This is a genomic window from Psychroserpens luteolus, assembly GCF_021032705.1.
In the GTDB taxonomy this organism is placed as follows: Bacteria; Bacteroidota; Bacteroidia; order Flavobacteriales; family Flavobacteriaceae; genus Psychroserpens; species Psychroserpens luteolus.
Genome location: NZ_JAHVXI010000001.1, coordinates 545,939 through 569,261, shown reverse-complemented (window position 1 = coordinate 569,261; position 23,323 = coordinate 545,939). Strand labels below are relative to the sequence as shown.

Sequence of the window (23,323 nt, the reverse complement as noted above, 5' to 3'; positions counted from 1 at the left end):
ACTAATGGTAATTACTAAAACAATTCAGTTTTGATAGTAGAACATATATTGCCTTCATAATTTAGTCTTATAAAATCATTGACATTCAAACAATTAACACTAACAAATCTGTTCGATTTTAATTATGATCGAACAAAATTAGGCCTTAAAAACTATTATTAAACTTTTAAATTTTGTATTATGAAAACACTAAGATTATTATTTTTACTATTAGCAACATCAATGTGTATTATGTCTTGTACAGACACAGCTTTTGACGATGACCAAGATCAACCAACATTAGAAAATTTACAAGCAACGGGAGGTGAAGATGCAAATCCAGATGATGGAAGTAAAGAATAAAACCAACAACTCATAATAAGAGCCTTTAGTTAAAGATGGGATATTCAAAAAATAATCTGTCATTAATTAAAGGCTTTTTTCATAGTTTTGTTTGAAACTCAAATCTGTTGAAAATTAATTACTTATATCGCTTTTTTTGCATCTTACTATTTTTTTGGGGAATGTTTTTACAATCCTGTGATAAAAAAGAAATTAACACAGATAGCAATGAGCTGCTAACTATAAATGATAGCATCGATTTTTGGATAAAAGCTTCAGAAAATAGGACTTACGAATTAAATGTAAGAAAGCAATTTTTGGTTATGTCTTACCAAGCAATTACCACATCAAGCGTAGACACATTTGGAGTTAGAAGATTAAGTGAAATCGCTTATAAGAATTTTAAACTAGGGGATACCTTATTGTTTAAAAAGCAAAATGTAGAAGCATTATCTATAGCCGAAAATTTAAAAGATTCTATGGCAATTGGTGATCTCTACTGGAATTATGCCAGCTACTATAATAAAGTAGAGGTCTTTGATAGTGCTTATTATCATTTTAATCTGGCAAATACTTATTTTGATAGAAGCGGTCACCTTTTTGAAGCTGCAAAAACTCAGTACGGAATGGCTTTTATTAAAGGACGTTTCAAAGATTATTCGGGAAGCGAAGTATTAACCTTTAAAGCCATAGATAAGTTTAAAAAGATAGAAAACTACAAATCCTTGTTTTCGTGTTATAATTATTTGGCACAATTACAAAATGATATCCAAGAATACGACCGAGCTTTATTTTATTATAATAAGTCATTAGAATATCTTAAAAAGATTGAAAAGAGTAAATCCTTGTATATGGCTAGTTTGAATAATATAGGTGTTACTCATTTAAAAAAAGGCAATTACCCCAAGGCTTTAAGCTATTTTGACAAAATTTTAAAGAATGACAGTTTAAAACTGCAAAACATAAATCATTACGCAAGAGTTATAGATAACAAGGCATATTGTAAATTATTAATGAATGATACTATCAATGTGCACAGTTATTTAAAAGAGTCCTTACAAATAAGAGATAGCCTAAATTATAAATCGGGAATCATTATTTGTAAAATCCATCTTTCAAAATATTATGCTTTTGCTCAAGATACTAGTAAGGCAATTATTTATGCTAGAGAAGCTAATGATTTGGCAAAGATTAATAAGAATGGTAGAGATTATTTGGAGTCACTTTTATTACTCGCTGAATTAGATACAAAGTCTTCTCAAAACTATTTAGAAAAGCATATTAAATTTAGTGATAGTCTTCAAACTGTAGAACGAAGAATTCAAAATAAGTTTACAAGAATCGCTTATGAAACCGATGAATACATCGAAGAAAACAAACGATTATCTCAACAAAAGATATGGATCATATTAATTAGTCTGGGGTTGTTGGCGATTCTAATGTTATTATATTTCGTCAATAGTCAAAAATTGATAAATAAAACGCTGGTGTTGGAGAATGAACAGCAAAAAGCAAACGAACAGGTTTACCTAATTACCTTAAAACAGCAAGAAAAATTAGAAAAAGAAAAAGTAAAAGAACGCAATAGAATTTCAGAAGAATTACATGATGGAATTTTAGGGAAGTTATTTGGAACCAGAGTAGGACTTGGGTTTTTAGAGATCAAAGGAAATAAAGAAACACAAGAACAGCACAACAAGTTTTTGGAAGAATTACAAACTATAGAAAAAGAGATACGAGAAGTATCACATCGATTAAACACTAATTTTGATAGTTCTCAGATCAATTTCAAAACTATTATACATCAATTATTAGTGAGTAAGTCTAAAATTGGTGATTTTGAATTTGAGTTGACATTCAACTCTGATATCAATTGGCAAAAGATGAGCGAAATAGTTAAAGTTAATCTTTATAGAATTATCCAGGAAGCATTACAAAATATTATCAAATACGCTCAGGCAAAAAATATAGACGTAACTTTTTCAATTCATGAAGGTGATCTATTGATGAAGATTAGTGACAATGGTAAAGGCTTTAATGTAAACCGCAGAAAAAAAGGGATAGGATTAAAAAACATGAAGACAAGAGTCGAAAAATTAAACGGTGAATTTCGTATCAATTCCCAACCCTATATAGGCACACTTATAGAAACCCAAATTCCAATATAAATAAACCGCTATGGAAAACAAGAAATATTCAGTTCTTATTATTGATGATCACCCACTTATTACAGAGGCGTATAAAACAGCTTTTGATTATTATAGTAAGCAAAATGAGAACATTACATTTTCAATAGATACTGTTCAGGATTGTGACACTTCAATGGATATGATTAATGATATTTTCAAAAAAAAAAAAGTACTCGATATTGTGTTTTTAGATATTAAGTTACCACCATCTAAAGACGGAAAAATTATTTCAGGTGAAGACCTTGGTTTAAAAATTAACAAATTATTACCCAATACTAAAATCATTGTATCCACAACCTTTAATGATAATTATCGGGTTCATAGTATTTTTAAGAGTTTGAATCCAGATGGATTTTTAATAAAAAATGATATCACACCCAAAGAGCTTATTGAAACTATAGATACAATCATAAATGACCCTCCCTACTATAGTAAAACTGTTATAAGGCTATTGCGTAAACAAGTAGCTAATGATTTTCTTTTAGACAACATTGATAGAAAGATTTTATACGAACTGTCTATTGGAACACGAATGAAAGATCTTCCAAGTATTTTGCCATTATCTATAGCTGGGATTGAGAAAAGAAAACGACACCTTAAACACCTTTTTAATATCAAAAGTGTTGATGATAGAGAACTACTTTTGGTAGCTAAAGAAAAAGGGTTTATTTAGTTGAAAATGACATATTAAAGTATAAAAGAGTAAGGATTGTCCTTACTTTTTTTATGATTAAAAATGGAAAGAAAAAAGAAATTACATCTAAGTTTGAGAAAACCTACGTATGAAATTAATTCCTCTGTTTTTTATGTTTTTTTTGGTTACTTCCGTAGCACATTCTCAGGTAGAAATTGTAGGAGTTGTAAAAGACTCTTCCAATATTGCCATTGCTTATGCAAATGTTGTATTAACCAAGCAAGATGGTAAGATAATTTCAGGAACTATTACCAACGATAAAGGCTATTTCAAATTAGAGGCCGAAAAGGATAACTATATCATTAATATAAGTTATGTAGGCTACGAAACAGAAATCATTAATATAACTTTAAACGAAAAACTAGAATTAGGTGATGTCATACTATATCCTAGTAAAAATGAGTTAGATGAGGTTATTATTTCCTCGAGTAAGAACCTTATTGAAAAGAAAGTTGATAGACTTGTTTTTAATGTCGAAAATTCTATATCTGCTTCTGGTGGAGATGTTACAGATATCTTAAAAGTAGCACCTTATCTCAGACTTAGGAACGACGAAATTATTATGCTTGGAAAAAGCAATATAAGAGTTTTGGTAAATGGTAACCTCATTAATTTATCTGGAGATGATTTGACCAATTATTTAAAGTCCATTCCTTCAGAAGAAATTCAAAAAATAGAAATTATTACTAATCCGCCTGCAAAATATGAAGCAGAAGGTAATAGTGGATTAATTAATATCATATATAAAAAAGGAGTAAGAAATAGTTGGAGAGCCAGTTTGAGAGGAACTTATACCCAATACACTTATCCCGATGGAAATATTGCAGGTAGTTTTAGATATAGAAAAAACAAAACATCATTATATATAAATGGATCTTATGACAAAGGTTCTAAACTTATTACTGATACCAATGAGTTTGAATTTGATGATCAACTCTGGGACAGTGAAAACCCAAGACGTGTATTTTACGATAATAGTGTGAGTACAAGAATTGCACTGAATTATCAGTGGAGTGACAGATTATCTTCAGGATTTCAATACCAATTAGGATACGATGACCTCAGAATAGAAAACAAAAATGATAGAACCAATATTATCAATAAAACGACTTTAGCTGTAGACTCTTTAATTATTTCTAAGTCGAATATCAAACAGTCAACACCATTACATTCTATTAATTTTCATACAGATTATAAGCTAGATTCTATAGGAAAGAATATCGCATTCAATTTAGACTATTTCACATTTATAGATAACAGTTCTAGAGACTATAACTCCTCTAATTTTTTTAACAACGAGCAAGAAATTCCTGGGAGTTTTAATGCAGGAAAAAATGATGGAAGACAAAATATTAATAATTATTCATTTAAAGTAGATGTCGAATTTCCTTTAAAAAAGGTCGAAATCAATTTTGGAGGTAAACTATCATTTATAAACTCAGATAATGATGTGAGCTTTTTTGATACCACAACAGGAATTCCAATTTTGGATCTCGATCAAACCAATCAATTCGAATACAAAGAAACCAATACGGCACTTTATGTTTCAGCTAATAGGAACTTTAATGATAAATGGAGCACTAAAATTGGTTTAAGACTAGAAAATACAACTACTGAAGGTCTATCTCAACAATTAAATCAAACAAATGAAAATGATTATATGAAAGTGTTCCCTAGTGCATATATTAACTATGTTCCAAGTGAAGATCATATATTTTCATTGAGCTATAATAAACGAATATCAAGACCAGATTTTGAATATCTGAACCCTTTCCGAATTACTCAAAACCCTTTTCTTTTTGTTGAAGGAAATCCTTTTTTACAACCTTCATTTTCCGATAATATAGAGCTCTCTTATATCAATAAACAAAAATGGGTGAGTAGCTTATACTTCTCACAGATAAAAGATGGTTTTGGACAAATAGTAACCATAGATAATCAAACAGGAATAAGAGCCGTAGTTCCTCAAAATTACTATGATAGTTACACTGTTGGCCTTACAGAATCTTACACATTCAATACATGGAAAAAATGGGAAAGTGTTAATACACTAAACATTAATTATAGTTATACAAAGTCGCTTTTAGATTTTATAAATGATAGACGAAATGGAGTAAATGCTTATATCTCGACTAGCAACAGTTTTGTGTTAAATGAAGACCGAACAATAATTTCTAGTATTGATGCTTGGTATAATTTCCCAGGGGTTTATGACATCTATAAAACATCCTCTAGTTATAGTGTAGATGTTGCTCTTAAATTTTTCTTTCTAAACAGAGATCTACAGTTATCTGTAACAGGAAGTGATTTGTTTAGAAGCCAAATTACTGAAGTTACAGCATTTAGTAATGGTGTAAGAACAACATTTGAGAACTATTATGACTCTAGGAGATTGAGAGTTTCTCTCAGATATAATTTTGGAAATAAAAAGATAAACGTTAGCCGAAAAGACTTCGGTAATGAAGAAGAAAAAGCTAGAACAGGAAACTAAAAGGGTTATGCCGTAAAACGCTATAAACCCTAAAACATATACAAAAGAAAACTTGCAAGTTTGGACGTCCAATAAAAGCTTTACGACACAAAAAGACAGCTTATTTATTCATTAATTTAAAATCATTTATTATGAAAAAAATTAAATTAAACAAAGGGTTACAACTAAACAAAGAGGTTGTAAGTAAGTTACAAGAAGATCAATTAGCAAATGTTAAAGGTGGTTTAGCACCAGCTGATTCTTGCGGATTATTCTCATGTAATACTAAAAAGAAAAAAGACACTCCTCAAGAACAATAGTAGTGTCTTTTTGAGTTTCAAATAAGTGGCTTAGTAGAGCTACTTATATCTTATTCATTAATTTTTAAAATCATTTATTATGAAAAAAATCAAATTAAACAAAGGATTACAACTAAACAAAGAGGTTGTAAGTAAATTACAAGAAGATCAATTAGCTAATGTTAAAGGTGGTATGGCTGCGGCTGGATCATGTGGAATCTTCTCATGTAACACTAAGAAAAAAGATGCTCCAGTAGAGCTTTAATTCTTAGATGAACAAGTAAACAGCTAGTTGCTAAAAACTAGCTGTTTATCTTCTTTTTAATTTCAAATTTAAATCCAAATTATCATGAAAAAAATAAAACTAAATAATGGACTTCAACTTACAAAAGAAGTTGTAAGTAGATTGCAAAAAGATCAATTAACAAATGTAAAAGGCGGAATGGCAGCTGGAGCATCCTGTATATACTTAACCTGTAATTCTAAACGAAAAGAAAAATAGGAGTCATAAATCTTTAAATATTAACACTAAATCTAATGTATTATGAAAAAAGTTAAACTACAAAAAGGGCTTCAACTCAACAAAGAGGTGGTAAGTCAGCTACAAGAAGATCAATTAGCAAATGTAAAAGGAGGTATGGCAGCAGAATCTGGATCTTGTTATATGTTTAGTTGTAATACCAGCTCTAAAAAAGAAGAAAAAGAGGCCTAACAACCATTTTAGATAATAATACTTTAAAAACGTATGTACTATGAAAAAAATCAAACTAAATCAAAGTCTCTATCTCAACAAAGAAGTCGTGAGTAAACTACAAGACGATAGCTTAACTAATATCAAAGGAGGTTTAGCTCAAGAGGTATCATGTTTATTCGCTTCATGTAATTCGCATCCAAAAATATGTAAAGGAGAAGAGAAAGAATAATAATGAACATTAATAGTGATTAGACTGAACAAAAAATTACAATTAAACAAAAAGATTGTCTCTAATCTTCAAGTGCAAGAACCAGCATTTGAACATCATAATTTAGCTGCTGGTTCTTGTTTATTGTATTCCTGTCGTACAAGGTCAAATTGCTCTGAAACCCAAACAGATGAAGGTGATAACAAAACACATTAATACGAAGCCAGATTTAATAAGAGAAGCGCTTATAAAAAATGATTCCAAGTTTATTAACATGGGAATTATGGATGGTTTATTAGGACTTTCATTATATCATTATTATTATTATTTATTTACTAATGATGATGTGTATTTAAATGATGTAATAACCTATTTAGAAAAAAGTATTGAAGGCATTGGCGATCATTATAAAGGGACCAATATCATTAACAATATTATTGATCTAGGAGATTATCTGTTTTTTTTATACCAACAAGGTGTTATAGACAAAGAAGACATCAATGAGCTTTTAGTTGATTCGGATACCATCATTAAAGATTTTTTATTGGAGGAGACCAACAAAAAAAATCTAGATCCAATGTTGGGCGCTATAAAAGCTGGTTATTATTTGTTAAATAGATTAGAGTTTATTGATGTTAATTCTGAACTCATTGCCTTATTATCATCAATTGAAGAACAAACGATAACAGTTGAAAGTTTTGTGTATTGGGAATCCATTCTAAAAGACCCTCAAGAACCGATTGTAGAATTGGGTGTGACTCATGGAGTAGCAGGTATAGTTAATTTTTTACTTCAAGCCTATTCAAAAAATATAGCCTATAACAATTTAAAGTCATTAATATTAAGAGGTCTTAATTTTCTTTATGAATTTAATGAGAAAAAAGGAGTCAATTGGTTTAGATTAGAAGCCAATGAAAAAGAAAAATTGAATTATCAAGATCTGGCATATGGAGATATTGGAATTGGATATACATTTTTAAATGCCGGAACACTTTTGCAAAATGATGACCTTTTAGCTATAGGGTCTGATATTCTTCAAAATGCAGCCAAGTTTAGAGACAATAATGAGAAATATACTAAAGATGCCAGCTTATTTTATGGCTCTTCTGGTTTATGTGCGCTGTTTAGCAAAGTAAATACAAAACTAGAAGATTCAAAACTACAGGAAGCTGTTAATTATTGGAAAGACATTACACTAAATAAGGATAACAAGAAATCGGCTTGGGCAGGTTACCACTCTAATTATAATGCACAACATGATTATACCCACTTATCATTTTCTGAAGGAATTTGTGGTATAGGTATCATGTTAATGGCTCAGGAAAAAGAATTAGGGCACGACTATTTAAGGTTTCTAAATTTTTATTAGATACCGCTTAGCATCATTATTAATGACGCTTATCATATAGACTATTAATATTTTAATAAGAAAACACATGGGACAAATTAAATTAGGAATTATAGAACTCGGATATAGAGAAAAAATAGATAGCTTAAGTATACTTGAGCAAATAATTAATTATGCTATTGAAGTAGAGAATAAAGGCTTTTCTAGGTTTTGGCTGGCCGAACATCACTACACTTATCCTAACCACCCGTTCTCTAATGGAGAGATTTTGCTAACCATATTGGCAGGAATGACCGAAAGAATTAAAGTTGGAACTGCTGGAACGTCGATTAGTTTATACTCACCATACTCGACAGCTACAAATTTTAAAATGCTTAATAATCTTTACTCCAATAGAATTGATCTAGGGCTGTCTAAGGGGATTCCAGATAGTAAGCTTATCATGAAACTCGCAAACGAAAAACTTAATGTTGATACTAGCTTTAAAATTTTTGATGAGAATCTTAAAAGTATCGTAGACCTCTTTAATAATGAAGAAAAGAATTTAAAAGAACACAATCTTTTAATTCCACCTCTTGGTGGTTCTACACCAGATTTATGGTATTTGTCAGGATCATACCGCAGTTTTGATACGGTTATTGAGCATAAATTAAATTTCTGTAGATCTATATTTCATGGTACAGGAAGAAAAATAGAGCATAAAAAAGAAGAGCTTTTAAAATGTAAGTCATTGTACTTTGAGAAAAACGGTCATTATCCAGAAGTAGCACTAGCATTAGCAGTATATATTGGAGATACTATTGAAGAAGCTACTAAAAAAGTAGACGATTTTATAGCTGAAACAAAAGCAAATGCAAGAGAAGCGTTTAATATTATACCAACAACTATAGACCTTATGCACGAAATGTTATTGTCATATCAAGACGATTTTGGTATTGATGAATTTATCATTTATGATTTTGCCGTAACTAATGAGGCCAAGATTAAAAATGTAGAACTCATAAGCGAAAAATTTAATCTATTGGCTTTGGTATGATAAATAGAGACATTAAAATAGGACTATTAGAATATGGCTATAGAATAGATAAAAATAGTATGGCTACAATAGAAGAAATCATAGAATATGCTGTGGAAGCAGATAAACTAGGGTTTTCTAGATTCTGGTTAGGGGAACATCATGGACCTCTAACTACAACAGCATTTACAAATCCAGATCTATTAATTGGTATCATAGCAGGAATGACAGATCAAATAAAAGTTGGTTCAGCAGGATCTACAATTATAATACATGATGCCTATCCTGTCGTGACAAACTATAAGCTAATGAATAATATGTTTTATGATAGAATCGATCTAGGATTAGCTAAGGGAAGCGGACTTGTAGAGACCAAGAAAGTTGTTAAAATGGACAGAGATCTAAATAGCAGAAAAAGTTTTAGACAAGATTTTGATGACAAGCTAAAATTAATCTATGACCTGCTTTATAATGAAAAGAAAAACCTTGAAGAAAATGAAGTAGTAATACCTCCTTATGGTGGAAAAGCACCAGAAATGTGGTATTTGTCTACGTCTTATAGAAATGTTGAAACAGCTATTAAATATGGACTTAACTATAGTCGTTCATTATTTCACTCATTGCCAGGAGAGGATGATTATAAAAAAGAAGAACTCTTGAAATTTAAGCAAGACTTTTTTGAAAAACACAAGGTCTATCCTAAAGTGAATATTGGAATTTCAATTTGTATGAAAAATACAATGCCTGAAGCTCTAAAAGCATTGGAGCAGCTCAAAGCTCATTATGGTCAAGGGGAAAATGAAGGGTTTAAAATTTTTGCGGTTACCATCGATTCTCTATATAATATGCTCTTAGAATACCAAGATTTATATGGTGTTGATGAATTTATTATTCACGACCTAACAGATGACCCTCAACAATTGCTTTCCAATATTAATGCTATAAGTGACCGATTCAATTTGCAAAAAGAAACAATTGTCAATTAATATACATTAACCCTTTTATAGCTATCAAATTTGATAGCTATAGCTTAATATAAAAGTGTTTAAGATTTATGAAGTTAATTCCTCAACATGATCAAATGGACTGTGGTCCAGCTTGTATTGCCATGATATCAGCTTATTTCGGAAAAAAACACCGAATTGACTACATCAGGAATATTTCTTATTTAAAACGAGATGGTGTTAGTTTAAGAGGGATTTCTGAAGCCGCTGAAAAAATAGGATTTAGTACACATGCAAGTATGCTGGATCTTACAACACTTGATATAGAAGGAACATTGCCATGTGTGCTTCATTGGAATCAAAACCATTTTGTTGTACTCTATAATCATAAAAAAAACATCCTTACCGGAAAGTATAAATACAAAATTGCAGATCCTTCACATGGCCTAATTTCTTTAAACGAAGAAGAATTTAAATCAAGATGGCTTACCGAAAACGATAAAGGCGTTGCTCTGTTTTTGCATCCAACAGAAGAATTCTATAAAAAGGAGGTTCTTAAAAAAAAGCGTATAGACTTCAAGTTCTTACTAGGCTTTTTAAAGCCATATAAAAAAGAAGTTTTTCAATTATTTCTGGGTCTGATGGCCGGAAGTTTATTTACCTTGATTTTTCCTTTCTTAACACAATCGTTAATAGACAAAGGAGTTGAGAGTAAAAGCTTGAGTATTGTTTTTATTATTTTGCTAGCACAAGTCTTTTTGTTCTTAGGTTCTATAGTTATTGAGATTGTTCGTAATTGGATTATGCTTTATATAGGAACAAGGATTAATATTACAATCATTTCAGATTTTTTTAAAAAAATACTGAAGCTTCCTATTAACTTTTTTGATTCTAAGCTTATAGGTGATTTCAACCAAAGAATTCAAGATCATGAAAGAATTGAAGAATTTTTAACCTCACAATCGCTAGTCACATTATTTTCAATAATTAACTTTTCAATATTCTTTTTCGTACTCCTATATTATGATTATAAAATTGTAATTGCCTATTCAATTCTAACCTTAGTTGCAGTACTATGGTCTATATATTTTTTAAAGAAAAGAAGAATCTTAGATTATTATCGTTTCCAAAGAAGAAGTGAAAATCAAGAGTCTATTTATGAAATGATTAATGGGATTCAGGAGATTAAACTAAATAGTTTTGAAGATTTTAAAAGAAAAGAATGGGAAACGATTCAAGTAAAGCTTTTTGGCGTTAATCTGAGAGCTTTAAAATTAGATCAGTTTCAATTAATGGGCTTTAATTTTATAAATCAACTTAAAAACATCTTGGTAACCTTTATTGCTGCTAGAGAGGTGATTTTTGGAAATATTACTTTAGGATCCATGCTGGCTATTGCTTATATCATTGGTCAAATGAACTCTCCAGTAAATCAATTGATCAGTTTTTTTAGATCGCTTCAAGATGCTAGGCTTAGTATGGAACGCCTAAGTGAAGTTCAGGATCAGGAAGAGGAAGAAAAAGAAGGGCAAATTATACTTAGCGAAAAGGACTTAACCTACCAAAATGGTGTTGAAAAAGGCATCCGATTAAATGAATTAGACTATCAATATGAAGGACCAAAATCTCCTTTTGTTTTAAAAAACATCAACTTATTTATTCCTGAAGGAAAGACAACGGCAATTGTTGGAGCTAGTGGAAGTGGAAAAACTACCTTGATGAAAATTCTTTTAAAATTCTATAATCCTGTTAACGGTAGTGCTTATGTAAACCAACATGATCTAAAGAATATTTCACCAAAAAATTGGAGAGAAAACTGCGGTGTTGTGATGCAAGAAGGGTATATCTTTTCAGGTACAATAGAAAGAAATATTGCAACAGGGGATGACGAAATAGATGAAGAAAGACTTCAATTTGCAATCAAGACAGCTAATATAGAAGAATTTATTTCCGGATTACCTCAAAAGCTAAAAACTAAAATTGGAGCCTCAGGAAATGGAATCTCAGGAGGACAAAAACAGAGAATACTTATCGCTAGGTCTGTTTATAAAAACCCACACTATATCTTCTTTGATGAAGCTACAAGTGCACTTGATGCTGAAAACGAAAAAATTATTCATAACAATTTACAAGCATTTTTTAAAAATAAAACGGTTGTTATTATTGCGCACAGGCTTAGTACTGTTAAAAATGCAGATCAAATCGTGGTATTAAAGAGCGGTAAAATTGTTGAGCAAGGGACGCATACAGATTTGGTTAACAATAAATCAAACTATTATAACCTTGTTAAAAACCAATTGGAATTAGGATCGTAGTTATGGAAAATAATTTAGAAAAAGAATTAGATAAAAACAGGTTTGCTGTTGTAAAATATGGTCTTATTATTTTAAGCTTAGTCATAGTGCTAATTCTGTTTGCTCTTTTAATTCTCAAAATAGATGATGAGCCTATACTTTATATGGTTATGGATTATTATTTCAGATAAAAATAGATTTATGAATAAACATCTCTTGGAAGCCAAACTCGCAGAGATTAGCAAAATTATTGAGACAGAATACATTAATGAAGAACATATTGGTTTAATGTCAGGGCTGTCAGGCATGGCATTATTTCAGTTCTATTATTCGAAATACTTAGACATAGAGGATAATGCCAATTTTGGTGCAAATATTTTAAGTCATTGTATTGAAAAGATTAACCATGGTTATAATTCACCTTTGTATTCTAATGGAATTGCTGGTTTTGGTTGGACTTTAGACTTTTTGGAATTAAATCACTTTATTGAGATTGGAAGCGATGATTTACTTAAAGATATAGATGACTATTTGTACACAGCATTAGACGCTAATTTTAAACAAGACAATTACGATTTCCTGCATGGCGCTATAGGTCAAGTCTATTACTTTTTATATAGATATCAAAACACAAGCTCGGCCGCCTTAAAAGAAAAATATAAAAGCATTTTATTAGAGTTTATCTCATTTTTAGAAAACCAATCAAAAAAAGAAGAAGAGGGTTTAAAGTGGTTGTCAATTTTAACTTTTCAACCTATACAAAAAGGATATAATCTTTGCTTATCTCATGGGATATCTAGTATTGTATTCATTCTTGCTAAACTTTATGAAGAAAACATAATCAAGAATAGGGTAGCATTTCTTTTAAGAGGAGCTATAAGCTATATTAAGCGCTTTAAAAATACTGAAAAAGAGACGTATTGTTTATTCCCTAATTGGGTAACACAAGATAATATACCCGAAGGTCAAAGCAGATTAGCATGGTGTTATGGTGACTTAGGAATAGGTGTCGCATTGTTTAAAGCGTCTAAAGCCTTAAAGGATAATAATTTAAAAACTGAAGCTTTAACTATACTGAAACATACAACGTCTAGAAAAACAACGAAAGACACCAAAGTTGAAGATGCTGGATTATGTCATGGTGCTTTTGGAAACGCTCTAATTTATACTAGACTTTATAGAGAAACTAGCGACACTATATTTAAAGATGCCTTAGAATTTTGGATAACTGAAGGTATTAAAATGGCAAGTTTTGATGATGGTTTTGCAGGTTATAAAATGTGGAATCCTGATAACGAAACTTGGTCTAAAGATCTATCGCTTCTTACTGGAATAACTGGTATCGGATTGGCAATGATTAGCTATTTAAGCGATTTTGATGCGCATTGGGATGAATGTTTAATAATAAACTAGCTATTGCATGGGTAATCGTATTCCATATAAAAACTTCTCTAGTTATGTATTAAGAAGCCCTTTACTAACATTTGACTTTTATAAGCAAATAACAGCAAAGGAGCATATTTCAGATGAACAATTTAAAGGTTTTTGCTCTGATGTTCGAGTAAAAGAAGCCATTTTTCTAGCCTCACCTGCATTGTCTAATGCAATCAATAGATGGATAAATGGAGAAATTGAAAATGTGAAAGATGTAGATAAGCTTAAATTTTCAATACTAAAATACTTATCTCGAATGTCTTCTAGATGTACACCTTTTGGTTTATTTGCTGGATGTTCTATTGGAACCTTTAGTGATGAAACTAACATTAGTCTAAACAGTATTGAAGACCATAAACGTCATACAAGGTTAGACATGAACTATTTGGTAGCCTTGTCTCAAGACTTGACAAAAATTGAACATGTAAAAAAACAACTTCTGTTTTTTCCAAATACAAGTATTTACAAAATAGCGAATCAATTACGATATATTGAATACAAGTATATTAAAGGGAAACGCTATCATTATATCATTTCAGTAGATCATACAAGCTATTTGGATCAGGTTTTAACGCTTGCTAAAACAGGTGCAAAACTTAAAGATCTTGCAAATGTATTGGTTTGTAAAGAGGTCACAGAAGATGAAGCTTATGGTTATGTAGAGCAATTAGTTTCAAATCAGTTACTTGTTAGTGAGTTCGAGCCTTCGGTATCAGGTCCCGAGTTTTTAGACCAAATATTTTCTGTGCTTAGTAAATTGGAAAATGTCGAAACGATTATTCAAAAACTAAATACAATTAGAAACCAACTGAAAACGATAGACAATACTCTAGGAAATGATACTAAAACATATCAAGAAGTGATTGCTCTTCTCAATGATTTTGAAACAGACACTAATCCAAAATTCATGTTTCAAACAGACATGATTCTTGGCCGAAAAACAAATACACTTGACAAAAATATTATTAGAGATATTCAAAATGGACTTAGACTATTAAATAAAATCAATGCTAAAAAAAGAACATCGTCATTGACCAAATTTAGAGACGCTTTTTATGAACGATTTGAAGAAAATGAAGTACCATTATCTCAAGCTCTAGATACAGAAATAGGATTAGGATATAAACAAAACCAAGGTCATGGAGATATTAATCCTTTAGTTGACAATCTTGTTCTTGAATCAAAAAAAACGAAGTATAACGTAAGAGAGATTAAATGGTCTCCGATACACGATTTTCTTCAAAAAAAGTTGATTGAAGCCTATCAAAATAATGCATTTACCATTACAATCTCAAAGCGTGATTTTGAGAATATAGAGGAGAACTGGGATGATCTACCAGACACTTTTTCTTGTATGATTGAAATTCTTGAAATTGAAGGGAAACAAAAAATTAAGTTTGATGGATATGGAGGTTCTAGCGCTGCTAACCTTCTTGGGAGGTTTTGCCATGGTGATAAAGAAATGAAGCAACTCGTTCAAGAAATTTCAGATGTTGAATCTAAAATTAATTCGAACAAAATTATTGCTGAAATTGTTCATTTGCCAGAATCTAGAGTGGGTAATATTTTAATGCGTCCAAATTTGCGTGAATATGAAATTCCGTATTTGGCTAAATCGCTTAGACCAGAACAATTTCAGTTGCCAATTGATGATCTTATGATCTCCATAAAAAATAATACTGATATTGTATTGAGGTCAAAAACGCACAATAAAGAAGTAATACCGCGATTATCTAACGCTCATAATTATAGCCACAATTCATTACCTATTTATCACTTTTTATGTGACTTACAAACACAACAAATTAGAAGTGAAATGTGGTTTGATTATGGCCCTTTAAGTGAGAATTATGAATTTCTGCCAAGAGTAGAATACAATAACCTTATTCTTCACGAAGCAACATGGTATATCAAGAAAAATAGGATAGACACGTTACTTAAAAATGAAAATGATGATGATAAGTTAAAAGAGGCAGTTAACCAGTTAAGATTCAAGTTAAACATACCAAAATATGTATTGCTAGCCGATGGAGATAATCAATTATTAGTAAACTTTGAAAACTTAACTTCAGTAAAAATGTTACTGAATTTAGTAAATAAGAGAACCGAGTTTCAGTTAAAAGAATTTTTATCTGTTAATAATAATAGAGTAAAACAAGATACACAATATTGTACCAATCAAATTATCGTATCATTCTATAATGAGAGAAAATTGAAGAAGTAAACTACCACTATGGATAAAAAGATTCAGAGTAAATATATTTTAGGCGATCACTGGTTGTATTATAAAGTCTATTCAGGACCCAAAACATCTGACATGATTTTAACCGAAATTGTGAAACCTCTAACCCAAAAGTTAATAAAAGAAAAGGTTATTGATAAGTGGTTTTTTATAAGATTCAATGACCCAAAATATCACTTAAGATTACGTTTTTATTGTATAGATAAAAAGAATGTTGGTTTAATAATTAACGAATTAAATGAACAACTAAAACCGTCAATAGACCAAGGACTTATATGGAAAGTACAGTCTGACACTTATATGAGAGAATTAAAGCGATATGGTAGCAATACCATGGAGATGAGCGAAGAATTATTTTATCACGATAGTAAAATGATCGTTGATTTTATAGATATGATAGAAGGCGAAGAAGGCGAAGAACTAAGATGGTTATTTGCTTTGAAAGCCACAGATGCTTTGCTCGAAAGTTTTCAGTATTCTAACGCGCGTAAACAAGGCTTATTAAATGATTTAAAAATAGGATTTGCCTTAGAGTTTGGAAAGACCAAGTTTTTAGGAAAACAGTTAAACGATAAATACAGAGAAGATAGACCTAAAATTGCAAATTTTATTGCGTTTAAGGAAAATGATATACCCGATTATGAGCCTATTATTGGAGTTTTAAGGGAAAAGGAACATCATATAAGTACAATAGCAGCTCGTATTTTAAAACTCAATCAAGATCATAAACTAGAATTGCATATTGATGATTTAATGGCGAGTTATATTCACATGCTAATGAACCGCGTATTTAAGTCCAAAAATCGATTAAATGAAATGGTATGTTACGATTTTTTATCTCGTTACTATAACTCTTTAATAGCAAGAAGTAAAGTTAGTTAAACGTCATTCTCTAAATACTAATATAGCAAATAGTAGTATGCATGATAGTTGTTGGATAGAAAGTTCTAAAATAGAAGCTTAAGAACAAGTTTTAATTAAACATGATTACAAAAAAAACCACGATTCTAAAATCGTGGGTTTTTTAATATTTTCAAGAATGATTTTTTTACTGTCTAACAATCTTTTTAGTTACAGTTAAGCCAGTAACATCATCTTCTATAGTCATAAAGTAAATAGATGCTTTTAACTGAGATAAGTCCATATCAATAGTTCTGTTAATACTTGATACATCTTTATCTAAAACAACGCGACCATTAACATCAAGTATCGAGATGTTAAAATCACTATCATTATAGTTTCCTGGTAAGGTAATTCTAATATTGTCATTAAAAGGGTTTGGCGCCACTTCTAAGCTCTCTAAAGTAAATTCATTAACACTAAGCGCTGGGCAAAGTGTCCAGCCCATATCTAGAAATAATCCATTTGTAATAGGACCAGTATTATGATTAGCTTGACCATTACCTATAGAGGGCGTCATTAAAGAATTTATATTATCATTTGGAAATATATTGTCATCCCAATGGCTATAACTAGACCCTTGATTAAATGGGTTTGGTGCCCAATATTCTGGTGGTACACCTGCATTTGCTGCGACAGCTGCAGGACTGTTAGAAAATAAATTCCCACCAGTAAGTTGCTGTAATAATTGAAATGATGGGTCTGGAAAATCTAAAATAGAAGTTCCTGCACCATTTTCTACAAAATTATCATAAGCACTTACAAAACCACCGTTTCTAAGTAATCCTTCGGTGTTAGCGCCATTTGGTCTCGCAAAACCAGCAAAACCTAACCCATGTCCTAATTCATGTAAAACTACCGATACAAAATCGAATTGATTAAAAAATGGATTAGCATCAGTTCCAAAATACCAATTTATCGAACTGCTAAAATTACAGTTGATGTCAATTGATGCTTGCGGTGGAAATGGATCTGTATCAGAACCTGTTAATTTTTCGGCAAGCGCTCTTGGGAAAAGCGTATTAGGCGGAATACCTGCTCCAGTCACTTCAAAAAATCCGTTTGCAGAAGCACTTCCTAAAACTCCAGGTCCTAAAGCCGTGTAATTTGCATTAATTCTAATTGGTACTGAAGACTCAATAGTATTAGACCAAATGTCTACAGCAAATTGAAATGCATCCTGAGCTTCTTGCGTAAATCCATTATAAGATACTACAAAAGTTGAGCATGCTGTTCCATTAGAACCTGCTCCATCTCTAGCTAAGATTAATTCGTTAGGTATAGAAATTTGTTCATTGTTTGGATCAAATATTCTTGGATATTCACAAGTAGGTTCATCTAAATAAACAGCTTCGCCTACAATTTGATAATCTTGAGCGAATACTAGTGTCGAACAAGATATCATTAAAACAAATGCTAATGCTTTTGAAAAAAAATCTCGAGGGTAAGTAGTTTTGTTTTTCATTAATTTTTCTTTTTTAAATTTTTTGAACGCTAAAGTTACGAAATAACTATGTATTAAGTAAAAGTCGTAATAAAAATAATATAATTACAAAAGACTTTAAAACAAAAAAGACTTTCCCTAGGGAAAGTCTTTTCGCAATTAATCAACTTTAGTTAGCCTACTTAACAATTAGGGTGTATTGTGGCGTCTTATTTAGAGGGCAAAAATATATGTACTCTCCTTTTGTTAACTTCGTTTTATTAGAGGTTTGTGTTTCTCCATCTTTTACAACTTGTGTCACGTAAGCCGTTTTAATATGATTTTCGGCATTAGAAGCATCTTTCCCTTTAGGTACTAAAACAAATCCAACTTCTGTTCCTACATTGTTGTTCGCGACTTCAAAAATATAAGTCCCTTCACTTACAGTTAAGGCTTTTTGTGTGAACTCACCTTTAGTTTGCTCTAATGATACTATTTTCACATCACCTTTTGTCATCATTTTATCTTGAGCATTTGTAGTTAATGTAAATGCTAAAACCATTACGAATATTGAAATTACTTTTTTCATCTTTTTATAAGTTTTTATGTGTTTAATTATATGTTGAATTTATACTAATACGTCTTCTAATGAAGGTGCTACTGGAAAATCTACTGGAACTTTAGTTGTACTATGGATATAGTTAGAAATGGTTTTATCTCCAACCAATGAAATAGTATCAATTAAATTAGCTTTTGTATAACCTGCTTCGAAATAGTTGTCTAATACGTCTTGATCTGTATTTCCTCTATTCTCAGTAATGTTTCTAGCTAATCTTGCTAAAGCATCTAATTTAGTATCAAATGAAGCTTTACCTGTTCTTAATTCTAAGATTTGATCGTCGTTAAAGCCGTTCATTTTTCCAATAGCTGTATGAGCAGATAAACAGTAGATGCAATTGTTAACTTGACTAACAGCCAAATTCACAACTTCTTTTTCTTTTGCAGATAATGAGGTTTTTGCATTAGCAAAGTTGAGGTAGTTTTCTAAAGCTGTATCACTATTAGCATAAGTTGCATATAAATTAGGAACAAATCCTAGTGCTTTATTAAGGTTGTCAAAAATAGCTTGGTTATTTTCGCTTACGTCTTCTCTTGTTGGTACATTAAATGTATTCATAATATTTATTTTTAAATGTTTGTTATTATTTACATTGCAAAGATGCAATGACTGTTATGGTTTTGAAATGGTCTTTTTTCCTTTTGAGTTGTCAATTTTTCCCGAATCATTGTTTTTGCTTCTGAAAATTAACCAATATGAGGTTTTTCAGCATCACAATAGTAATCGTGAATATGCTTCTGCTCACAATGTGTTTTTGGACTTATGGTTTGAACAATTTTTTTCTGACTTGTTCTAAATATTTCAATTAAATTGAAAATAGATATGTGTTTTAAATTCATCTTTATAAGTGTTTTGATTTAACACTACAAAGATGCGATAGCTAAGTGGTTCAAAAAATGGAAGGACTTCCTTGTGAATTGTCAATTTTTCCCTAAACGTATAATTTACTTCCTTTTTTGAATTCTGAAGGTGTTAATGATGTTTGCTTTTTAAACAATCTGCTTAAATGCGATGCATCATCAAATCCAATATCGTACGCGATTTCTTTTGAAGATTTATCTGTATATAATAATTGACGTTTAGTTTCTAGTACGATACGATCATGAATAATTTGTAACGGACTCTTTTGATATTTTGAAAAACTATTAGATAGCGTTTTTGGCGATTTGTTTAATTTTTCAGCATAAAAAGAGACACTGTGTTCCTGTTTATAATGTGTCTCTACTAAAAAATTGAAATGTCGTAAGGTATCATTGCTTCCTTTTAAAGGTTTGGTCTCGTCAGAACTAGATTTCAATAAACGTGTCGTTTTAATGATAAATCGCGCCATAAGCATACGTAACATTTCGGCTTGAATGGTATCTGTCGTTTCCAGTTCGTCTAAAAACACCTCATGTAATATGGAAAATTTCTGCTGCTCTGTTGTGTTTAACGTAATAATGGGAATATGCTCATTTCCGAAAAACAATAAACCTGCACAACCTACTTCTTTATCATGGTCTTTTATACAATAGAACTCGCGATTAAACTGATAAACAATAACATCGCTACCTTCTACAAATTGAAAATACTGAATAGCTGTAAGCGATAAAATTTGATGAGGTTCTAGAGTTAGTGGTATGCCATCTACAATAACCTTAATAGGCGAATTTGTAGCCCATACAAATGTGTATAATCCAATAGGTTTTGATGAGCTGTACTTTGAAAGTAATTGCGCATCACCTACATTCAAAATAGCATTGGTAGAAAATTCTGTAAATGTTTTTGACATGAACTAATGGTCTCATTTAGTAGTGAAACATTACAATAGAATTTAAGATTTAATTAGAATTAGTGGTTTCTATCGTTTTAATCTCTGATAGCAATTCATTACCATTTACAATACCATTAATATAGAGGTTGATACGTTCGATATTTGAGTTTTTAATTTTAAAACGTATCAAGCCTTCACTATCAACTTTTAAATTTGGTTTCCAATCTATAGTCCCATATTCATTAAAAAACTTTGTATTGTAAAATTGGTACTTTGGTGTATAGAATTGTTTGTCTTCGTCAAATGTTAATGGGAAATCAAATGTAGAAATGGTATTGGCTTTTCCGTCATTTCTATAGAAAAACTCCGGACTAGTATAAATCTTTATAAAACCAGCTTGACCTCTAATACCTCCGCTAAAACCGTAATACTCTACATCAACATAATCTACATATGATAGATTAATCGTAGCTAAAATATCAAAGTTAGATTCCCACAAGAGAACATCGTCCAAGTAAACTAATGGTACAGGATTTCCCCAACTCACTCTAGGATTTATAATGGAAAATATACCATTTACGAGATCGTATCTGGCTACAAAGCCAATAGAGGTTAAATACACATCCAAAGGCGTGCCTCGAAGACGCTGTTTATTAGTCACCTCAAAAATTTTACCTTTTATTTTTTTCTCTTGAAGCTTCTCAATTCTGGTTTTTTCCTTTTTTCCTGTGATCACTACTTCATCTAAGGTTTCAATATCACTCCAAGAACTTGGTGTGCTAGGAATTTTCGTGGTAGTAGTCAATCTTGAACTATCAAATAAAGTATAATCATATGTTTTATCAAATTGTGAGAACGTTGATGGATAGAATTGTGGATATACCGAAGGAGCTCTAGGTTCTCCCTTTTTGTTGAGGTAACCTATTTTAAATTTCTCCTCGCTATCTGGGAAAAGTCCTTTGGTTAAAATAGTTCTATCATTTTCACTAACTGTGTAGATCTGAGATGTACTTTCTTTGAGAGGATAAGTCATGTAAATACCAGACTTGACTTCTCCATTTATATTTGATGTTATTCTAATACCTTGTTCAAACTCATATTTATAGATGTTACTAAAATTAAATATGTTAGTCCAGTTATAGCTACTCCAACCTTGAGTAAGTAACAAATTATCTAACTCATATGTTGTTTTACGACTTTCATCTTTAAAGTAATAACCAGCATTTTGTATGGGTGTTTTTATATAAGGTTGTAAGTATAACTGTGATAGTAAATTGTGATGATGATCGTAACTTTTTGTTTCTGAAGGCAATACCGAAACACTCACATTGTTAAAATGATCTAGTTTATTGTTGTCAACTTTTAGTGTTATTAATAAAGAATCCTTGTCTTGAGTCGAAGACATATAGTTGGTTTTGCCTGCATTGATATTAATGTGGTTAAACACTAAGCGCTCCAAAATAGGTTTATTTTTTTCATCGAACACCGTAAAAATATTAATGCCCGAAAATAATTCAGATCTTGGAACAGTCATGGTTTTTGCATGTTCATTCATTTTAAATGGGACAACACTTATATCATTTCCATTATGAATAGCAAGTTTAAATGTTTTAGTTTTTAAAATGTCAATTGAAGCGTCGTTTGTTGCAAAATTAATGAGCAATTTATCCTGCAAATTGTTAACCGTCATATTAAAACCAATGGCTTTTATGTCTTTAATTTCAATGGTATTAATAGCGTCATTATGGTAGACGTTCACAAAGTATTTACGATTTGGTTCTGGGTTGAAAATAACTTTTGAAATCCCAAATGCATTAAGTTTAAATTCGTTGATCGTTAGGTTATTATCATCAATAATTTCTGCTTTTGCAAAAGGTAAGCCTTTACCAAATTTGTTCTTAACAATAATACCAGCGGTATTAAGTGTATTGTATACTAAGTGACCACCTTCGCCTAAAATTTGAATATCAAGGTCATTATCTATCGTTTTTGATGCTATTTCAGATTGCGAATCGGCATCAAGTACACTAAATACCTGCTGAAAATGATTTTGCTCTTCAAAATTGAGCATCCAATTTGTATAAGCTTTAAACATAAAGTTGCCGCTTTTCAGCTTTTCGTCTATATAGAATACGTTTGAAGCAACACCATCAACAACGCGAATTAGTTTTTGTTTAATCACATTTCCGTTAAGATCAGATATAGTACAATAGAGGTTTGATGTTAAATTAGATCTTTCTTTTGTGAATTTATCGAAAGCATAAGCCGTAAAACCTAACATTTCACCATTTATATAGGTCGATTTATTTAAATGTGCATAAATAGTTTCTCTTGGAGCTTCGGTATAATCTTCATAGGCATCTACCAATGATTCTTCATCGAAATTGTTTTGTGCATTAAGATTTAAAAGTGAAGCGCTAATTAGAAAAAAGCAGAAATGGTAAAAACGGAAGCGGTTAAAAAGATTAAAATTCAT

At 30.8% G+C, this 23,323-nt stretch carries 23 protein-coding genes; 17 read left to right on the top strand and 6 right to left on the bottom strand.

Annotation, left to right across the window (positions count from 1 at the left end):
• Positions 1–180 precede the first annotated feature (180 nt).
• The 17 genes from KWG70_RS02505 to KWG70_RS02430 all read left to right on the top strand — a co-directional run bounded on the left by KWG70_RS02505 (position 181) and on the right by KWG70_RS02430 (position 17,034).
• Positions 181–342 carry a hypothetical protein gene (locus KWG70_RS02505; RefSeq protein ID WP_230934418.1) on the top strand — a complete coding sequence of 54 codons (162 nt, stop codon included), beginning with the start codon at positions 181–183 and terminating at the stop codon, positions 340–342.
• 107 nt (positions 343–449) lie between these two features.
• Positions 450–2,489 carry an ATP-binding protein gene (locus KWG70_RS02500; protein ID WP_230934417.1) on the top strand — a complete coding sequence of 680 codons (2,040 nt, stop codon included), beginning with the start codon at positions 450–452 and terminating at the stop codon, positions 2,487–2,489.
• Positions 2,490–2,499: 10 nt separating this feature from the next.
• The gene (locus tag KWG70_RS02495; RefSeq protein ID WP_230934416.1) at positions 2,500–3,183 is read left to right on the top strand and encodes a response regulator; all 684 of its coding nucleotides are present in this window, start codon (positions 2,500–2,502) and stop codon (positions 3,181–3,183) included.
• 109 nt (positions 3,184–3,292) lie between these two features.
• Positions 3,293–5,695 carry an outer membrane beta-barrel family protein gene (locus tag KWG70_RS02490; RefSeq protein ID WP_230934415.1) on the top strand — a complete coding sequence of 801 codons (2,403 nt, stop codon included), beginning with the start codon at positions 3,293–3,295 and terminating at the stop codon, positions 5,693–5,695.
• Between the two features lie 131 nt (positions 5,696–5,826).
• A complete protein-coding gene (locus KWG70_RS02485; protein ID WP_230934414.1) occupies positions 5,827–5,994 on the top strand; it encodes a class I lanthipeptide in 168 nt (55 codons plus the stop codon).
• A gap of 79 nt (positions 5,995–6,073) precedes the next feature.
• Positions 6,074–6,238: a class I lanthipeptide gene (locus KWG70_RS02480; RefSeq protein ID WP_230934413.1), complete on the top strand. Its 165-nt coding sequence runs from the start codon at positions 6,074–6,076 to the stop codon at positions 6,236–6,238.
• An 84-nt stretch (positions 6,239–6,322) separates the two neighbouring features.
• Entirely contained in the window at positions 6,323–6,475 is a 153-nt protein-coding gene (locus KWG70_RS02475; protein ID WP_230934412.1) for a class I lanthipeptide, read from the top strand.
• A gap of 42 nt (positions 6,476–6,517) precedes the next feature.
• On the top strand, positions 6,518–6,685 hold the full coding sequence (locus tag KWG70_RS02470; protein ID WP_230934411.1) for a class I lanthipeptide: 168 nt from the start codon (positions 6,518–6,520) through the stop codon (positions 6,683–6,685).
• 40 nt (positions 6,686–6,725) lie between these two features.
• Positions 6,726–6,896: a class I lanthipeptide gene (locus KWG70_RS02465; RefSeq protein ID WP_230934410.1), complete on the top strand. Its 171-nt coding sequence runs from the start codon at positions 6,726–6,728 to the stop codon at positions 6,894–6,896.
• A 15-nt stretch (positions 6,897–6,911) separates the two neighbouring features.
• The gene (locus KWG70_RS18000) at positions 6,912–7,091 is read left to right on the top strand and encodes a class I lanthipeptide (protein ID WP_394801617.1); all 180 of its coding nucleotides are present in this window, start codon (positions 6,912–6,914) and stop codon (positions 7,089–7,091) included.
• Positions 7,066–8,244, top strand: coding sequence for a lanthionine synthetase LanC family protein (locus tag KWG70_RS02460; RefSeq protein ID WP_230934409.1), 1,179 nt, complete (start codon positions 7,066–7,068; stop codon positions 8,242–8,244). Before KWG70_RS18000 ends, KWG70_RS02460 begins: the two co-directional genes overlap by 26 nt.
• A gap of 67 nt (positions 8,245–8,311) precedes the next feature.
• Positions 8,312–9,259 (top strand): LLM class flavin-dependent oxidoreductase, encoded by a 948-nt coding sequence (locus KWG70_RS02455; protein WP_230934408.1) that lies wholly within the window; start codon positions 8,312–8,314, stop codon positions 9,257–9,259.
• Positions 9,256–10,224: an LLM class flavin-dependent oxidoreductase gene (locus tag KWG70_RS02450; protein WP_230934407.1), complete on the top strand. Its 969-nt coding sequence runs from the start codon at positions 9,256–9,258 to the stop codon at positions 10,222–10,224. The genes KWG70_RS02455 and KWG70_RS02450 overlap by 4 nt, the downstream gene beginning before the upstream one ends.
• A gap of 68 nt (positions 10,225–10,292) precedes the next feature.
• Positions 10,293–12,497 carry a peptidase domain-containing ABC transporter gene (locus tag KWG70_RS02445; RefSeq protein WP_230934406.1) on the top strand — a complete coding sequence of 735 codons (2,205 nt, stop codon included), beginning with the start codon at positions 10,293–10,295 and terminating at the stop codon, positions 12,495–12,497.
• A gap of 180 nt (positions 12,498–12,677) precedes the next feature.
• Positions 12,678–13,889, top strand: a complete 1,212-nt coding sequence (locus tag KWG70_RS02440) for a lanthionine synthetase C family protein (RefSeq protein ID WP_230934405.1) — start codon at positions 12,678–12,680, stop codon at positions 13,887–13,889.
• A 7-nt stretch (positions 13,890–13,896) separates the two neighbouring features.
• Positions 13,897–16,134 (top strand): lantibiotic dehydratase family protein, encoded by a 2,238-nt coding sequence (locus tag KWG70_RS02435; RefSeq protein ID WP_230934404.1) that lies wholly within the window; start codon positions 13,897–13,899, stop codon positions 16,132–16,134.
• A gap of 9 nt (positions 16,135–16,143) precedes the next feature.
• Positions 16,144–17,034, top strand: coding sequence for a thiopeptide-type bacteriocin biosynthesis protein (locus KWG70_RS02430; RefSeq protein ID WP_230934403.1), 891 nt, complete (start codon positions 16,144–16,146; stop codon positions 17,032–17,034).
• A 166-nt stretch (positions 17,035–17,200) separates the two neighbouring features.
• Here KWG70_RS02430 and KWG70_RS02425 read toward each other — a convergent pair whose 3' ends face one another.
• The 6 genes from KWG70_RS02425 to KWG70_RS02400 form a co-directional block, all read right to left on the bottom strand.
• Positions 17,201–18,517: a T9SS type A sorting domain-containing protein gene (locus KWG70_RS02425; protein WP_230934402.1), complete on the bottom strand. Its 1,317-nt coding sequence runs from the start codon at positions 18,515–18,517 to the stop codon at positions 17,201–17,203.
• Between the two features lie 157 nt (positions 18,518–18,674).
• Positions 18,675–19,064, bottom strand: coding sequence for a cupredoxin domain-containing protein (locus tag KWG70_RS02420; RefSeq protein WP_230934401.1), 390 nt, complete (start codon positions 19,062–19,064; stop codon positions 18,675–18,677).
• A 39-nt stretch (positions 19,065–19,103) separates the two neighbouring features.
• Entirely contained in the window at positions 19,104–19,652 is a 549-nt protein-coding gene (locus KWG70_RS02415; protein WP_230934400.1) for a carboxymuconolactone decarboxylase family protein, read from the bottom strand.
• A 128-nt stretch (positions 19,653–19,780) separates the two neighbouring features.
• Positions 19,781–19,933, bottom strand: a complete 153-nt coding sequence (locus KWG70_RS02410) for a hypothetical protein (protein WP_230934399.1) — start codon at positions 19,931–19,933, stop codon at positions 19,781–19,783.
• Between the two features lie 92 nt (positions 19,934–20,025).
• Complete coding sequence (locus KWG70_RS02405) at positions 20,026–20,865, bottom strand: helix-turn-helix domain-containing protein (protein ID WP_230934398.1); 840 nt, start codon at positions 20,863–20,865, stop codon at positions 20,026–20,028.
• 49 nt (positions 20,866–20,914) lie between these two features.
• Positions 20,915–23,323 carry a hypothetical protein gene (locus KWG70_RS02400; protein ID WP_230934397.1) on the bottom strand — a complete coding sequence of 803 codons (2,409 nt, stop codon included), beginning with the start codon at positions 23,321–23,323 and terminating at the stop codon, positions 20,915–20,917.

Bases quoted from the DNA above. Each gene is read 5' to 3' on its own strand.
- KWG70_RS02505 (WP_230934418.1), top strand. From the start codon at position 181: ATGAAAACACTAAGATTATTATTTTTACTATTAGCAACATCAATGTGT.
- KWG70_RS02495 (WP_230934416.1), top strand. From the start codon at position 2,500: ATGGAAAACAAGAAATATTCAGTTCTTATTATTGATGATCACCCACTT.
- KWG70_RS02490 (WP_230934415.1), top strand. From the start codon at position 3,293: ATGAAATTAATTCCTCTGTTTTTTATGTTTTTTTTGGTTACTTCCGTA.
- KWG70_RS02485 (WP_230934414.1), top strand. From the start codon at position 5,827: ATGAAAAAAATTAAATTAAACAAAGGGTTACAACTAAACAAAGAGGTT.
- KWG70_RS02480 (WP_230934413.1), top strand. From the start codon at position 6,074: ATGAAAAAAATCAAATTAAACAAAGGATTACAACTAAACAAAGAGGTT.
- KWG70_RS02475 (WP_230934412.1), top strand. From the start codon at position 6,323: ATGAAAAAAATAAAACTAAATAATGGACTTCAACTTACAAAAGAAGTT.
- KWG70_RS02470 (WP_230934411.1), top strand. From the start codon at position 6,518: ATGAAAAAAGTTAAACTACAAAAAGGGCTTCAACTCAACAAAGAGGTG.
- KWG70_RS02465 (WP_230934410.1), top strand. From the start codon at position 6,726: ATGAAAAAAATCAAACTAAATCAAAGTCTCTATCTCAACAAAGAAGTC.
- KWG70_RS02460 (WP_230934409.1), top strand. From the start codon at position 7,066: ATGAAGGTGATAACAAAACACATTAATACGAAGCCAGATTTAATAAGA.
- KWG70_RS02455 (WP_230934408.1), top strand. From the start codon at position 8,312: ATGGGACAAATTAAATTAGGAATTATAGAACTCGGATATAGAGAAAAA.
- KWG70_RS02450 (WP_230934407.1), top strand. From the start codon at position 9,256: ATGATAAATAGAGACATTAAAATAGGACTATTAGAATATGGCTATAGA.
- KWG70_RS02445 (WP_230934406.1), top strand. From the start codon at position 10,293: ATGAAGTTAATTCCTCAACATGATCAAATGGACTGTGGTCCAGCTTGT.
- KWG70_RS02440 (WP_230934405.1), top strand. From the start codon at position 12,678: ATGAATAAACATCTCTTGGAAGCCAAACTCGCAGAGATTAGCAAAATT.
- KWG70_RS02435 (WP_230934404.1), top strand. From the start codon at position 13,897: ATGGGTAATCGTATTCCATATAAAAACTTCTCTAGTTATGTATTAAGA.
- KWG70_RS02430 (WP_230934403.1), top strand. From the start codon at position 16,144: ATGGATAAAAAGATTCAGAGTAAATATATTTTAGGCGATCACTGGTTG.
- KWG70_RS02425 (WP_230934402.1), bottom strand. From the start codon at position 18,517: ATGAAAAACAAAACTACTTACCCTCGAGATTTTTTTTCAAAAGCATTA.
- KWG70_RS02420 (WP_230934401.1), bottom strand. From the start codon at position 19,064: ATGAAAAAAGTAATTTCAATATTCGTAATGGTTTTAGCATTTACATTA.
- KWG70_RS02415 (WP_230934400.1), bottom strand. From the start codon at position 19,652: ATGAATACATTTAATGTACCAACAAGAGAAGACGTAAGCGAAAATAAC.
- KWG70_RS02410 (WP_230934399.1), bottom strand. From the start codon at position 19,933: ATGAATTTAAAACACATATCTATTTTCAATTTAATTGAAATATTTAGA.
- KWG70_RS02405 (WP_230934398.1), bottom strand. From the start codon at position 20,865: ATGTCAAAAACATTTACAGAATTTTCTACCAATGCTATTTTGAATGTA.
- KWG70_RS02400 (WP_230934397.1), bottom strand. From the start codon at position 23,323: ATGAATTTTAATCTTTTTAACCGCTTCCGTTTTTACCATTTCTGCTTT.